The 15,689-nt window shown below is 42.1% G+C and carries 8 protein-coding genes and 3 pseudogenes; 9 read left to right on the top strand and 2 right to left on the bottom strand.

All coding sequences use genetic code 11. The features are described from left to right. Positions 1-491: 491 nt before the first annotated feature. The 4 genes and pseudogenes from V7K21_RS10435 to V7K21_RS10415 form a co-directional block, all read left to right on the top strand. Positions 492-1,606, top strand: a pseudogene (locus V7K21_RS10435) (IS701 family transposase); the annotation flags it as partial. A gap of 1,672 nt (positions 1,607-3,278) precedes the next feature. Beyond that, a complete protein-coding gene (locus V7K21_RS10425) occupies positions 3,279-6,977 on the top strand; it encodes a hypothetical protein (RefSeq protein WP_335173902.1) in 3,699 nt (1,232 codons plus the stop codon). Between the two features lie 58 nt (positions 6,978-7,035). Continuing rightward, positions 7,036-9,618: a response regulator gene (locus V7K21_RS10420; protein ID WP_335173900.1), complete on the top strand. Its 2,583-nt coding sequence runs from the start codon at positions 7,036-7,038 to the stop codon at positions 9,616-9,618. Next, positions 9,611-12,292 (top strand): response regulator, encoded by a 2,682-nt coding sequence (locus V7K21_RS10415; RefSeq protein WP_335173898.1) that lies wholly within the window; start codon positions 9,611-9,613, stop codon positions 12,290-12,292. Before V7K21_RS10420 ends, V7K21_RS10415 begins: the two co-directional genes overlap by 8 nt. A 398-nt stretch (positions 12,293-12,690) precedes the next feature. On the opposite strand, the pseudogene V7K21_RS10410 reads toward V7K21_RS10415, so the two are convergent. Next, positions 12,691-12,870: pseudogene (locus V7K21_RS10410) on the bottom strand (hypothetical protein); the annotation flags it as partial. A 95-nt stretch (positions 12,871-12,965) separates the two neighbouring features. On the opposite strand from V7K21_RS10410, the gene V7K21_RS10405 reads away from it, so the two are divergent. The 5 genes and pseudogenes from V7K21_RS10405 to V7K21_RS30655 all read left to right on the top strand — a co-directional run bounded on the left by V7K21_RS10405 (position 12,966) and on the right by V7K21_RS30655 (position 15,088). After that, a complete protein-coding gene (locus V7K21_RS10405; RefSeq protein ID WP_335173896.1) occupies positions 12,966-13,349 on the top strand; it encodes a helix-turn-helix domain-containing protein in 384 nt (127 codons plus the stop codon). 283 nt (positions 13,350-13,632) lie between these two features. Beyond that, positions 13,633-14,242, top strand: a pseudogene (locus tag V7K21_RS10400) (ISKra4 family transposase); the annotation flags it as partial. Beyond that, positions 14,181-14,699, top strand: a complete 519-nt coding sequence (locus tag V7K21_RS10395; protein WP_335173904.1) for a hypothetical protein — start codon at positions 14,181-14,183, stop codon at positions 14,697-14,699. The pseudogene V7K21_RS10400 and the gene V7K21_RS10395, both read left to right, overlap by 62 nt. An 88-nt stretch (positions 14,700-14,787) precedes the next feature. Next, positions 14,788-14,985, top strand: coding sequence for a helix-turn-helix domain-containing protein (locus V7K21_RS10390; protein ID WP_335173894.1), 198 nt, complete (start codon positions 14,788-14,790; stop codon positions 14,983-14,985). A 13-nt stretch (positions 14,986-14,998) separates the two neighbouring features. Further along, positions 14,999-15,088, top strand: a complete 90-nt coding sequence (locus tag V7K21_RS30655) for a transposase (RefSeq protein WP_442948866.1) — start codon at positions 14,999-15,001, stop codon at positions 15,086-15,088. A gap of 113 nt (positions 15,089-15,201) precedes the next feature. Here the strand turns inward: V7K21_RS30655 and V7K21_RS10385 are convergent, their stop codons facing one another. Next, complete coding sequence (locus V7K21_RS10385) at positions 15,202-15,459, bottom strand: hypothetical protein (protein WP_335173892.1); 258 nt, start codon at positions 15,457-15,459, stop codon at positions 15,202-15,204. Between the last annotated feature and the right edge of the window lie 230 nt (positions 15,460-15,689).

Here is a 15,689-nt window from a genome sequence, read left to right as displayed (position 1 = left end):
ACTAGTAATATTGTATAAAATATTTAACTCATACGTAATGGGTGATTAGCGATCGCACCTTTTTTAGCCGACCTCACAAAATCGCATTGCTCCCTATCAAATCAGTCTAGATCCAAATATTCCTACCATAGGCAAATCAAAAGTTAGTGGAACCATTCAGGTATTTTCTCAAACAGTGAAAGAGTCAAGCACTACCGCTGCGTCGGCTCTTATAGGCATGATGGGGGCGGTTTTTTGGCTGCGCCAACAACGAAAGACGGCATCTTGAATCTGACGTGCAAAGCTTTTCATGAATATTTAAGGAGGAGAAAGGGGTTGCCGTCGGCAACCCCTTTCTCCTCCTTAAAATGATTATCATTACTCTCTAAACTTGGCTTCTTAGTTTTTGTTGATTAATTTATTCTTTGGAAGTCCCTAACCCTCTTCTGTCACTTTCCGAGTATTCTTAATAAAAGGATTAAAAGAAAAAACTCTGGAAGGTAAGGAGGGCAGTGAATGTAAAATTACAAATCCTGAAACATTTGGCAAGAGATGCCCACCCAACAGTTGCGATCGTAGATGAATATTGTGCAGAGTATAAAGACCTGTTCAAAGAAGTAAGAAATTATGAATGTTTCAAATATTTACATTTAAGGATAATTTCACCAATAAAAGGAAAATCATTACCATAAATAGCCAAAGTAGTAAGTATAAAGGCTCAGTCATTACATCATTTTATAGCCTATTCAGATTGGTCAGTAAATAAATTAAAGAACCGAAGATTAAAGAAATTAAAGAAAGCATTAAATGGTCAGGCGATAACTGTAGTAATAGATGAAACTGGAGATAGGAAAAAAGGTAAAAAGACAGATTATGTTGCAAGACAATATCTAGGGAGTGTCGGAAAAATAGATAATGGAATAGTGTCAGTCAATGCTTATGGAGTTTATGAAAATATAACATTTCCATTAAGTTTTAAAGTATTTAAACCGAAGGGGACGCTCAAATCAGGAGATAAATATAAAACCAAAATAGAGTTAGCATCAGAAATAATTACAGAATTAATCAATGAGGGGTTTAATATTGAATTAGTATTAGCGGATAGTTTATATGGTGAAAGTAGCGAATTCCTGAAAAAACTCAATGAGTATAAATTAGCTTATGTTGTAGCAATTAGAAGTAATCATGGAGTCTGGCTACCAGCCAATCAGAGCGTTAGAGCTAACAAGTGGTGCAAATTTGAGAGGACATTTAGTAATCAAAAATCCGAAATCAGATATATCCGAGAAATAATTTATGGGAAAAAAGAGCCATAACTTACTGGGAAATAACTACTGACCCAGAAACAATGCCGGAAAATTCTACTTCATTTGTCATGACGAATATTCAAGGAAATCTCAAAAAAACTTTGGGCGATTTATATGGATTAAGAACCTGGGTAGAATATGGTTTTCGACAGTGTAAACAGGAACTCGGCTGTAAAAATTATCGCTTGACAAATTTTCAACATATAGAGAGATGGTGGGAAATTATTTTTTGTGTTTACACAATGATTAGTTTAAATTCCCCAGCCTTGTTAGCCTTAAATCAATCTCTTAAAATTGAAACTGAGGTGACAGATACTAGTTGTGCTAATTATGGAAGTTTTTCTCATCATCTATGGTTGTCCAGCATTTTAGAGAATGACACCGTTGTTTTTGGTAGTGAGTGCGTCCATTTTTGACTATGTTGTTTTAGTTGCATTTAGACAGTGTATAGCTCCGGTATTAGACAACGCTTCCTTATTTTATCATTACTATGCACTACTACCCATTTACTTTATTACTTAGTAATAGTGGATTTTCGTTATTCTGTCTTTTTACTTATTTGAGAGTTGATCATAACATATAATTAAATAGTTATTAATTTTTTAGCAAGAAGAGTTTAAGATTTTTTTATGTAATATTTAAAATATTAATTATTTACAACATTAATCAAAATACTTGACAAACATTTAAATGTATGAATTAATATTCATAAGTAGGTAAGCGTTGAAAAACATAACTATATTAAAAAATGTAAATTTCTTAATAGCTTATATCCAAAGTGTTTTTGGTGCTTTACATAAGTTTATATAGTTTGCCTTAATTGTGCCTACTTACTTATTGAGTTAGACAAAATTTAAATGATTTAACTATTAGAGTTAGCTTTAACTTTTATTTTTTTTGAATAATTTTATAAGTAAGTTGATGTAAATTAACTGTTTTAAGATAAGTTTAAAAAGTTGGTAAAAGGATGATTCAGCCTCAGATCAAGCCCTGATTGTGTTGCAAAAAATTCTCTGAGCCTGAATAATCATCAAATGAACAAAATTCATGTATATCAATAGTGTCAGCATCAAGATAATAGTCCAGTTTTACACAGGGAACAATGCGATTTTATAAGATGGGTAACCAGGGGAGGCAGGGAAGACAGGAGAAGCAGAGGGGAGACAAAAAAATAAGCGTATTCTAAGGTATTGCAGTAGTAAAAAGTACTAAATTTTTCTCTTTAACCTCCTGCGCCCTCATTCGTAATAGGTTAATATAAAATCATTTTTGTCAATTAGTAATAATCTTGAAAACGGGGGTAAGTATAGAGTATAAGAGTAACTGTTGTATTTGAATTTGAGGCGAAAACAAATGATGCTTTTAAATATGACGTGATCGCTAGCCTAAAAAATCTGTTAATTAGCCCCATTTTTCTCAGAAAATTAAGTACTACTGCTTATTGACAAAAGCTTTATAACCTTTGCTTTTAACTGATGCTGACTTTTCCTGTAAAGTCGTAAAACAACGAAGTAGCAAGAATTTCAGACTGAACTTTATTCTCAATAACTTAATATTAGTGACAATAAATCATGAGAGAATAGAGCTTTGGGCTAGGGGTATAGTAAGCGATCGCTCAATCAAGGAGATAACGGGAATCAGCTCACTGATGCTACTCCCTTTGCTTCTCCTGCTCAAGAATAGCTGGTTTCACGATGATCTCACTTTTTCGCGTTACTCCCCGTAGCAATTTCAGTAGATAATGTTTGTATATCTGGGATTCGTTGCTCTAAACATTGACGAGATAAAACAGATAACTCAATCTTTACCTTTATTCAACCAAATTGCATGTTTATAGGTGTAGTAAAACTCTAATTTTTTTAAAATCTGACGTGCTTCTTAAGGAGCAAAAACTTCAGTTGCTTTTTAATTTATCAAGTTATCATGGTACAAAATTAGATGATCTTAGCTTGCTACATTAGCTGAAAAATTACTCATAATTAGGAGAAGCAAGTGACAATTTGGTTCCCAAGTTTAAGAAATATTATCCCTGAAGTGATGACTGCTTTGATCATGACATCTATCGGAGTAGAGCATTTGGGACTTTCTCTTGCGTGTCCACTTTTTCTCGTTAACGCGGTATTTCTCAGGTTTATTTGGAATAGTTCAATTTTAATTCATGGCTCTGGGCATGTTCTCTTAACCGCTACTCTTGACAAGAGACTTTCCTTTATTAAAATTTCAAACATCCTCGAAAATAGAAATCTGTTTAATACTTTCAGGTCACTTATACCTTTTAGCCCAATATTTATTCCTTTTATCAATAGCGGGTTTTATCCCTGGGTTGCAGCGGGGAACGCCACTACATGGACTATACGACTTAAGGCATTGAGTGGCATACTGTTTAATATTATTGCCTTAGTAATAGTACCTTTATTTTTATCTAAAAGCCTTGATTTAATTTTGAAGGAACACGGCAATACAGGCGTTTTTATCAGTCAGTTTTTAATAAAAACTTTTGTATATGCTAATCTTTTGACAGTTTTTAGCTCTCTGTCAGACATCGTGGCTTTCGTGAAAGGATCGGCCGATTATTTCAATTGCGGTAACTTTGGATTTTTAGGTAGACGGAACCCTAATGATGGTCAAGAGCTTCTGCCGCAACGAGTTGTGGAAATGTTTCATAAAATGGGTTGCGAAACTGAAATCCGGGGTGAGCAAGCCGGGGGGGGACTTGTTCTTGCACAAAACAAAGATAATCAAGCAGTTTTTGTTGGGAAAAAAATTCTAAATAAAAAGAGAGACAACATAACAAAATCGCTGGAAGCAGCTTTTGTCACTGTAAGACGCCGAGCTGTGTTGGCAGGTGTAAAGGCACTGGAACCAGTCGTGATCGGGGTCTGGCATTATCGCTATGCAACTAGTAGTCCGCCCTCCGCTCTTGAGACGCATTGGCATGAGTGGATTCCAGCAACACAAGCGGCTGTTTGGCGAATTGAAAATGGTAAATGGTTATGTGAAAGAAAAAACGTAAATCACCGCATCACCCATAACGGAGATTTTGACGCTTGGACGATCTTTAACAAACCTATTGAAAATACTAAGTTAGGTCTGTGGCTTGAAAGAGTGTTGTATACACCTAATTCCACGACTGGGGACTCCCCTAAAATCGCCGGAATGATGGATCTATTAATCACTCAGGGGATGTGGTACAACTCAGTGAGACTGGCCTATCAGCTTGAGGTTGCTGAGTCCATTAAGGAGGCTTTTGGAGGACAAGAGCCTTCTAAAAATGCGCCCAACACAGCCCCTTCTAAGCAAGACCTAAGTGACTGGGCTGAGATATTTGAAACGGTCTTTCAGAAGCATACTGAAGTGATGCTCTTCCTAAATGCGCGCTCTGATTTAGCTACGTTCAAAGAGGACTTAAGCATTTTTGAAGAGGACGTTCTACAAGAAATCAGTAAGAACATCTTGATAAACCAATGGACTCAGAAGAGGAAGACTGCTTTTGTGAGAATGGCGCTTGATGCTTTTCTTCACAATGATATGTATCGCGCAACGAAAATATTTATGTCGAGAGCTCATGGCAGTTTCGGACTTGTAACGGTTTCAACGCTACAAGAAGAGAGCCTTGTGCTTAGTTCCAAAGGTCAGCCTATTTTAGTCGGTTTCAATTTGCTGGAAGCGTACATGGTTTACGCATCAGAGCCAGCCGCCGTCGATGCTATTTTGTCGGGCAGTACTGAGTCTCATCGTTTGGATTTGAATCAAAAAACGGGAGAAATTGCTCTAGTGGGTGTGAACAATATCACTGTCTATTCGATGATAGAAGGCCGCGAGCTTCTTGAAGCAGAACTAAAGAAAAGATGGACGCCTATGCAAGGTAATCCATACATTCAACCATCTAAAGCTGATACTAAAGACCCCGTCGAAAGTGATATTAAGGATATTTCGCCTGTGTTCCAAGAAATAGAGGCGGCATGGAAAAATCCCTCGTCTTTTAATCGCCAAAGCACAGAATATTTAACAAGTCTTTTAATCGAAAAGGCTAAGCATTTTGAAGCAAAGAGAAAAAGAATGAGCGAAGCAGGATTGACAGGCGAATCAGAACAGTTGCAGACTGTTGATCTTCTAATCATCGGGATTGAAAATAGCCTGTGGCTGGGTGAAAGATTCGCTCAAGATTTAAAAGCAATATTTCCCTTGTTGAATGTCAAGACCCTGTCTTCCAACCAAACTTTGAAAAAGCTTCACGACTTTAAAAGTCTTCATTTGGGGAAATACTCGTTAGTACTAGCCATCAGTCAATCTGGGCAAACGTTTCCCACTCTCCATTCTACTCATGGATTTGAAGAGCTACGCCGAAAAGGATCCATTGGCGAGCTTTTTATTATGACTGGCGAGCCGAGTAGTCTGATGGGTTCAGCAATCGGTCAACCTTATTGTAAAGGAGCTACTTTTAGGCGAAGGATTTTTATCAATGGCAGCGGGCGAAGAACCGCTGAACCTTCTACGGTAGCAGTTGCTGCGGCTCAACAGACGCTGACAGAGCTTTTGTTTCGTATTGCGAAACAGATGAGACAAGCATTTCTCAACTCAAATCCTTTCGGTATGACTTTGACAGAAGAAAGCTTATTTGTTCTGGAAACAATAAAGAGTGATTTTCTTACGAAAAGCGTTGTTTCTATCACCGGTACTAGTGTGAGTGGAGTAGTAATAAAATCCCCTGAAAATCAAAAGCTGATTAGCAAAGGTCAAAAATGGGCACTGAATGTCACAGAAACTCCTTTTGCTTGGGGAGTTCATGCTTTGTATATATTGATAACGGTTGGATGGGTGATTCCATTTGGATATACTATTCCGTTAATTCAAACAATATTTCGTTTGATTGTCTTTGTAGCCGATTTACCAAATAATTTATTTTTATTGGTGCTGATTACTCCTTTTGTGACTTTGGCCGACATCGCCATTTATATCTTCGGTCCATGGCTTTGGACATTTGGACTACGTTATTTTCAAGGCAGACAGCTTTTGGCACGCACAGGCAAAAGGACTTTGATTATTGGTGATGTAACTTGGGTACATCAGCTATTGAAATCTTATGTGAGCAAGCTTTTTTCGTTAAGCTACGGTATTTCCTCTTTGGAGGTGTATGGAGCCAACCCACAAGACCATATGTTGCATAACTTTGGACACCGGGTAGTCAGAGGTACTTTGGTTTTTTTGGGCGTGCCCGATGGACGTCGGAGTCGGATGCAAAAAAATGACGAAAGCGCTGTCATTATGACTGGTCAACAAGCTAACGGTGTCAGGAACATCGGTGTGGGACCAGAGATCGTTGTACTTGGGCACAATCCGCAGATAGAACATAAAGGATTTAATAGCGCCATTACTTTGTGGAGTCACACCGATTCTGTGTTTGAAGAAAAGAGAAGTACGGTGGATGACAAAGCTGTTATTGAGGAATTAAGAGAATCGCGTTTTAGCTCTTTTGAGCGTTTACTGGCAGGTTACGTGCTTTTCTGGGCGTTGGCAAAAAAGGTGGCTTCATTTCCTTTTCTAAAGTATCAGCATTGGAAGTCTCAAAGCAGAACAAGAATTGCAACTACCGCTTCACCTGTATCAAGTGTGAACCTTGATTTGCCTGAAGATGAAAACGGGTCTTCGATAAGCATCGGAACAGAAAAATACGTAAAACCAAAATACTGAAGCCAACGATTTTTTAGCGTCTAATGAGCCAAGTCATAACAAATATAGAGGAATTGACGTGATCTCAAAACTGAAGCTTGGGACTAAATTTACGTTGTTGCTGGCGCTGATTTTCTTAGGCGGGATTGTCCTTAGTGGTATCACTTTATCAAGCGCAATGCAGAGGCAAGCCGAGGATGAGGTTACGAACACATCTCAAATTCTGACCCAGATGATAAACTCCGTCAGGAACTACACGAATCACAATATCAGTCCACTCCTGCAAGAGCGTGTAGAAACTGAAGCTCAGTTTGTCCGAGAATTTGTACCCACTCACGCGGCGCGAGAAGTATTTAAGCGCTTTCGCGATCGCCCAGAATACAGTAACTTTTTCTACAAAGACGCAACCCTGAATCCTACCAATCCCCAAGATCAAGCAGATAAGTTTGAAAAGACGTTGGTAGAGCAATTCCGCAGTCAACCAAATCTTACCAAGCTCTCAGGCTATCGGGATAGATTTGGAGAAAAGTTATTTTTTATTGCCCAACCGCTGGTGATTAAAAATGCAAGTTGTCTGCGGTGCCACAGCACCCCTGAAGCAGCTCCCAAAAGCCTGCTTGCCACCTACGGCGACAAAAACGGCTTTGGCTGGAAGCTCAACGACGTAGTTGCAGCCCTAACAATTTACGTCCCAGCAAACGAAGTTTTCGCTCGCGGTCATAAATATATGGCTTTGACGATGGGTATTTTTGTGGTGATTTTCGCCTTAGTGGTGTTGCTGATTAATTGGTTGCTGAAGCATACGGTCATCCATCCCATTAAACAACTAACTGCGATCGCCCACCGAGTTAGTACTGGAACCATGACGGTGGAACAAGTGGAAGAGTTTGATTCCCCCAGGATTTCTAAATTTGCCCGACGGGCTGACGAGCCAGGGCAACTTGCCCGCGCCTTCCAGCATATGGCACACGAAGTCGCTGCCCGTGAGCAAAATCTCACTCAGGCAGTTGATGAACGCACCGCACAACTGGCTGAAAGTATGAAAGAAGCTCAAAGAGCCAGGACTGGAGCTGAGGAGGCAAACAGCTCCAAAAGTCAGTTTCTAGCCAATATGAGTCACGAACTACGCACTCCACTCAACGCCATCATAGGCTACAGCGAGATTCTAAAGGAAGATATCGAAGACCTGGGTGCGTCCGACCTAATTCCAGATGTGCAAAAGATTCATGGAGCAGGTAAGCACCTGCTAGGGCTAATCGACAATATTCTCGATCTATCCAAAGTCGAAGCAGGTAAGATGGAACTGTTCCTAGAGACTTTTGAGATTGCTCCCTTAGTGGAGGATGTCACCGCTACGATTCGACCTTTGATTGCAAAAAACAAAAACATCCTGGTGGTTAACTGTCCGAATGACATCGGTTTCATGCATGCCGATATCACCAAAATTCGCCAGAGCCTATTCAACCTCCTGAGTAACGCTAGCAAATTCACAGAAAATGGCACGATTACGCTCTCCGTGGAGGGGAGCTGTTTTGGAGCGTCCCCCCCTTGTCTTCTCACCTCAGACCCTAGTTTATGGAAAATCACTTTTAAAGTGACTGACACGGGCATTGGTATGACCCCAGAACAGCAGGTAAGACTGTTCCAGCCGTTTACTCAAGCCGATGCTTCCACAACTCGCAAGTATGGTGGGACAGGGTTAGGGTTGGTAATCGCTCAGAAATTCTGTGAAATGATGGGTGGTGATATTAGCGTTGAGAGCGAATCAGGTAAGGGCACCACATTCATGATTCGGTTGCCAAAGCAGGTACAGGAACTCCAACCTGAGTCATCTGGACAGAATGAACAACATAGAGTCATTGCCCATCCCACCACACCGGGAGCAAGCACCATCCTGGTGATTGATGACGATCCTTCAGTGCAAGACCTGATGCAGCGTTATCTCAATCGGGAAGGATTTCATGTGGTCACAGCTGCTAGTGGGCAGGAAGGAATTCGTCTCGCTAAGGAACAAACCCCAGACGCAATCTTACTTGATGTCATGATGCCTAATATGAATGGCTGGGTAGTACTAAGTGCCTTCAAGACTGATCCTGACCTAGCAAGCATTCCGGTAGTGATGGTGACGATCATGGATGACAAAAAATTAGGCTATGCGCTGGGTGCATCTGACTATCTCCTCAAACCCATCGACTACGCTCGCCTGACAGCAGTGTTGCAGAAATACCGATCCAACTCATCCCGCAACTCGGTCATGGTGGTGGAAGATAACGCCGAAAATCGGGAGATGATGCGCCGTCAGCTGACCAAAACGGGGTGGCGAGTGATTGAAGCCGAAAACGGACGCAGAGCATTGTCCGTCCTTGAAGTAGAGCAACCGGACGCAATTTTATTGGATCTGATGATGCCAGAAATGGATGGGTTCGAGTTTGTCAGTGAACTCCGCCAGCATCCCCAGTGGCGGGCAATTCCAGTGATTGTGCTGACCGCTAAAGACCTCACTCAAGAAGACCGTCAGCGCCTAGATGGACAAATTCAACGTATTTACCAAAAAGGTTTTCACAACCATCAGATACTCCTCAATGAGATCCGCAGCTCAGTGAGCGCTCATCCCCGCCAGACTTATTACTCTCTTCCTCCCATAGGAGCAATTGATGGCTAAAATACTATTAGTTGAAGACAACGAAGTTAATCGAGATATGCTGTCTCGCCGCCTACAACGTCGAGGATACGAGATGTTCTGCGCCGTCAATGGTGCTGAGGGCGTGTCCAAAACCCTCATTGACAAGCCTGATATAGTGCTAATGAACATAAACCTGCCTGGGATGAACGGCTGGGAAGCTACCCAACAGCTCAAGGCAAATCCCCAGAGCAAAAATATTCCCGTGATTGCGCTGACTGCCTATGCGATGGCAGACGATTCTGAAAAAGCCCTGGCAGCAGGCTGTGATGACTACGATACCAAACCCATCGACTTACCCCGCCTGCTGGAAAAAATCGAAGTGCTTTTGAAGAAGACGAAATCACAAAGGCAGAACTCTATAAACATTCCTCAAGACCGTAGGATTCAGCATACCCTACTGACCCTTCTGCGCCACGAACTCTGTACACCGATAAATGCCATCATCGGCTACAGTGAAATGCTCTTGGATGAACTGAAATCTCAGCGAGACTCAACCCTGTTTAGGGATCTCCAAAAGATTTACACCTGTGGGACTCAACTGCTGACGCTAGCGAACGCTATTCTCGACCCATCTCAACTACAGGTGAACCAGATATATACACCAATTCAGCGGACGACAGCACAGGGCAACTCCGCTGACTGGCTCTGGAATATTGACACCCTCGGCTCCACCATTCGCCTAGAACTGCTTACACCCTTGAGCACTATCATCGGTTACTGCGAGATGCTCCTAGAGGAAGCTTCTAGTAAAATCATTTCAGACCTAAACAGAATTCATACTGCTGCCCAGCATTTGTTGAGCATGATTAACGACATCGTCAACCTGTCTAGGCAGCAGTTGCAGGCAATTGATGCTAACGGCCCGGATACACCATACCTGATGCTGGAAAGCCGAACTGCGACGTCTCTTGTGCAAAATGCAGACATCATAATTCATACTTTGAGTGAGGAAAATCCTTGGGCTGCTGTTGCTGTGGGAGGCACACTCCTAGTGGTGGATGACAACCAAACCAACTGCGATCTTCTCGAACGACAGCTAGAACGTCAGGGCTATACGGTGGCAGTTGCCACCAACGGTCCTCTTGCTCTGAGAATCCTCCAAACAATGTCAGTAGACCTAATTCTGCTGGACATTATTATGCCAGGGATGAATGGATTTGAGGTACTCCAACAGATCAAGCGCCACCAAGACTGGCGTCACATTCCAGTAATCATGCTTTCAGCCTTGGATGAGATTGATAGCGTCGTCCGGTGCGTAGAAATGGGGGCAGAAGACTATGTATCCAAGCCGTTTAAGCCTGTGCTACTTTGTGCCAAAATATCCGCTTGTCTGGAGAAAAAGCGGCTGCGAGACCAGCAGATTTTAACCCTTGCTCAACGAGCAATCGCTGAAGCAACCCCCGTACCTGTGCTAATCTCGCTCTTGTCCAATGGGGCGATTCTCTATGCCAATGCCAGCGCTAGCACCACTTTTGGTCTTCCTATCGAGGAATTGCTGAATCGCCACACGCAGGACTTTTACCTTGATGCCAGCAAGTATCAGGAAGTGTTGGATGCATTATCCAAGGCTGAGTCTATCCCGTGTTGGGAACTTCGATGTCAGCGGACAGACGGAACGCCATTTTGGGTCACTGCATCGCTGCAACCGCTAACATTCAATGGTGAAGCGGCTGTTCTGTCTGCCCTTTGTGATATTACAGACCGTAAGCAGGCAGAGGATTCTCTGCGCCTTGCTGAAGAGAAATATCGTAGCATTTTTGAAAATGCGTGTTCAGGCATCTACCAGTCCACCCCTGATGGTTACTTTATTAGCATCAACCCAGCGATGGCGCGAATTCATGGATATGACTCTTCCGCTGCCATGATGGAGGCGGTAACAGAAATCGGTCATCAGATTTACGTTGACCCGAACAGTCAAGACGAGTTCAGACGCTTGGTTGAAGAACAAGGTGAGGTTACAGGATTTGAATATCAGGCTTATCGGCAAAATGGCGACATCATTTGGGTTTCCAAGAGTACTCGTGCAGTACAGGATGTTAGTGGGCAGTTGCTCTACTACGAAGGGATCGTGGAAGATGTTAGCCAGCACAAGTTGGCAATATCCGCCCTCAAGCGCCAGGTAGAGAATTTGCAAATTGAGATTAACCAGTATAAGCGCGCCCGTCAGGTAGATCAGATTACTCAGACTGACTATTTCCAGCAGTTGAAGGCAGAAGCCGAAAACCTGCAATTCCAAGATGACGATGATCAACGAAGATCGATACCGAAAGTGCTGTTGGTAGAAGACAATGAAATGAATCGAGACATGTTGTCTCGTCGCCTGCAACGTTCAGGGTACGAAGTGGAGATTGCGATCAATGGAGTAGAGGGCGTCTCGAAAACTGCTTCAGAAAAACCTGATGTTGTTTTAATGGATATGAGCCTGCCCGTAATGAATGGATGGGAAGCGACTCAACAACTCAAGGCAAATCCTCAGACTCGAAATATTCCGATCATCGCATTGACTGCTCACGCTATGGCGGGCGATCGCGAAACAGCTATGGCGGCAGGCTGTGATGACTACGACACCAAACCAATCGAGCTACCCCGCTTGCTGGGCAAGATCAAGACCCTTTTGGAAAAGCGACTTCCAGAAAATAAAATATACAACTAATAACAATGATAATTATTATGACTCAAACTCACGAACTACTTCAAAGAAAGATAAACCTGTTAGCAATTCATAGTTTAATGGCAGAGCCAAAAAGAAGATAAGCGTTCAGGGGGTGTAAAGAAAACGAAAAACACCCCCCGAAATCAAGCAATAAAATTAGGCATTCAACAAGTCAGAATCATCAGAACAAGCAGTAGCTTCTGCAAGCAGAGAAGGAGTGACTGTACCAGGGAGCAACGCGAAAAAGTGAGATCATCGTAAAATGAGCTCTTGAGGCAAGGGTACCAGGGGTAGCAGGGGGAGTAGAGGGGCAGGGGAAGCAAAGATCAAATAGTATTTTTGCTACTAAAATAGTCTAAAATATACTTAGTCTCTTCCTCCCCTTTACCCCCCCTGCCTCAAGAGCCTCCCCTGCTTCCCCATCTCACAAAATCGCATTGCTCCCCTGTACCACCACCAGCAGCAACAACAGCAAACATCATAAACTCCAAAACATTACGGTTTTGGGACTTGAGTGTTGTTACCACAGTCAACATCCGAGCAACAAAATTACTACCCGCTTCAGTCTGAGAACCGAAACAAGTACAGCAGGGCGGAAATAAACCAAGCATTATTGTGAGAAACTAAGAAAGTAGAGTCAAAGCAGTTTAGGCTGAAAACAAGGGAATCTAGTGTGGCACGGTTAGCTCCAAAAATATTAAATTTGAACCAGAGTGATCGCTCAGAACTGCAACAGTTAGTAAACCGACACAATACGGCGCAACAACTAGTACTACGTGCAAAAATAATTCTCCTAGCGTCAGAGGGGAAAAATCATGGTGAAATTGCGCGAATATTAGATATAAGTCTTAATATGGCTCGTTTATGGCGAAACCGATGGTTTGAAACTAGGGATAAAGAGTTGTCTATTTTGCAGAGATTACAAGACTCCGAGCGTATTGGCGCACCAGTAAAATTTAGTATGGAGCAAGTAATCGAACTATTCGCCCTTGCATGTTCACCACCCGATCGCATTCTGGAATTGAAGTGTCTATTTAACGTAATTATAGGAGTTTGAGATAGTTATTATTGATAACAAGGTAAAATATAGGTTTTTACATACATAATTTTAATCTTGTTAATCAGAGCTTTTCAGACTTACAATATTAGCGTTCCAATCGTTAACCTAACGAGTCCACAGATTGGGAAAATTATTTGCTCATATTTCTGAGGTCTTAATCGAAATCTCTCTTGAGCAACTCGGAATAGGGTGCATCCCAGTTTTTATTTTTCCAAAAAAGGTAAATGAAGCATGAGAAGGTAAAGGAATAATCCAGGCGATCGTTTTAATGGGAGCCGTCATGACTGAAGAAGAAAACCAACTTTTAATCCAACACGCTCGTGCGATGCCTGCGGCGGGCTACGCCTACGCGAAAATACTCTACAAAAACGCTGCGGTTGAGGAACTGACAAGCTTAGGCAAGATTGAAGAAGTAGTACGCAGTAAAATACAGGAACATGTAATGCCAGAAGTAGGGGTTTTTTCTCGAAAATGTCACAGGAGAAAACACAGGACACAGACGAGAAATAAAAAGTATCATTGGAAAACTACCAATTACAAGTTCTCAAGCACAAAAACTGGAACTGAGACCCCATAGCCAATTAAGTCCATACTTAGAGGCATGTTGTTTAAGAGCGAGTGCTTCTCTACGAGACGCTCCGCGAACGGTATCCTATCAACGTGCAGCATAAGACGTAAAATATACAACCGGGATAAAAGTAGCCAAAAGTGTCCAACAGAGGCTGGTACATCGCTAAAATTTTCAATTTCCAGAAGTACAGTCAACGGTTGAGGAGTTGAGTGTTGACGGAGGAAATATCCGCATCCGTACACCAATTGGTCAGCAATGTGACTGGAAAGGATATAAAGCAGTTCGCTTACACAACTTGCAAGCGATCGCGGCCTCATTCGGTGGAAAATGCCAACATTAAGGGAGTGCGGACAAGCGATCGTTCTAAGGTAAATGGGCAATATCTAATTATCCAGGTGCAGGGAACTGGCTTTTTAGTCCAATCCGACGACGGGCGGATTTACAAAGCATCGACCGAACCCGATGCACAAATTTTCTTAGAGGAAATCACAGCCGATGTGGGACGACCAGCCATTACCAATATTGAGGCACTGACTTTGGAGGATGAACCGATAGGAAGTGCGATCGCCCAATTCAACTGTACCGGAGCAATGGTGTTTATTAGCGGTCAGTTGTCAGTTGAAGACCTGGAAACATCAGTTCTACCACGCGACCCCTATCAATTCCCTGTGATTAAAGTAACTGACAACACAGTTACCCTGGAAGCTGCACCGCTCTCAATTGTGCAAAAAACCTTGGGTGAGGAATTCGCTACAGGTCATACCAATTCTGTATGAAGATGCGCCAAAATATGAGGTGGGTGCATTTGGTTAAAGCGTTATGGGTATGAGATTGGTTATTGAGATTAAAGAGAGCCAATAAGAATTGGAAAAAGCCCTAAAACATGTAACAAAAGCAAGTAGTAAAGAACGACTACAAATGCTCTACTGGTTAAAAAGTGAACAACTGACAAGTAGGCAAGCGATCGCAGAACGTTTAGGACGTGATCAAGCAACCATAACTCGTTGGATGAGAAAGTATAAAGACGGGGGACGAGAAGGCTTAATATCGGTGAAATCTTGATTGCCCTGATAACATTATCCCGATTTTTCAACCTCCTCACTCTCCAGAACTCAATCCCATTGAGCGGTTTTGGGAACTTCTCAAATCAAAACTCCAAGCTTGAAAACTGTAAAACCCTTGCACAATTACAATAGAAGTTAACTGATGTCCTCAAAGCAATTACACCTGAGATGATTGCTTCAGTGACTTCCTACGACTTTATCCTTGAAGCACTATTTAGCGCAGCTTCATAAAGAATTGGTATAACTCTGGGGTAACGGTCATGCCGTAGGTGTCCTGTATACGAAACTTTTCACATTCTAGGGCTTCTTCTGGTTTGAGATAGTCCTGATTTTGCCGACTCTCATAAGCTCTTCTATCGATATCTTTGGCGTTGGCAACGTTATTACAATGCTCCGAGGAGAAAGCGTCACCAGCTTCCTTCATCCATTTGGAAGCCCCATCGTCATTATTATCTCCTATTGGAATAATCATATTTCCCATTTCTTCGAGAAGCGATCACAGATCCGACCGAAGATTATTGATAGACCAATTGCCCTGCGCCTCAATTTGACAGGCTTGGCAAAAATCTGGGCTAATAAAATCGGCTCAGGTAAGTAGGTGGGTGTGAGATAACCCAAATGTGTAACAATAAGTAAACATGGTGAATTAGAAAAGTTAAGTATAAAAAATGCCAGCACGTCTCAGAGGATTTCTAACTCAGG

It is taken from the genome of Nostoc sp., assembly GCF_036919595.1.
Taxonomy (GTDB): domain Bacteria; phylum Cyanobacteriota; class Cyanobacteriia; order Cyanobacteriales; family Nostocaceae; genus Nostoc.
The sequence above is the reverse complement of the archived record's forward strand: the minus strand, read 5'-3'. Positions and strand labels throughout refer to the sequence as shown.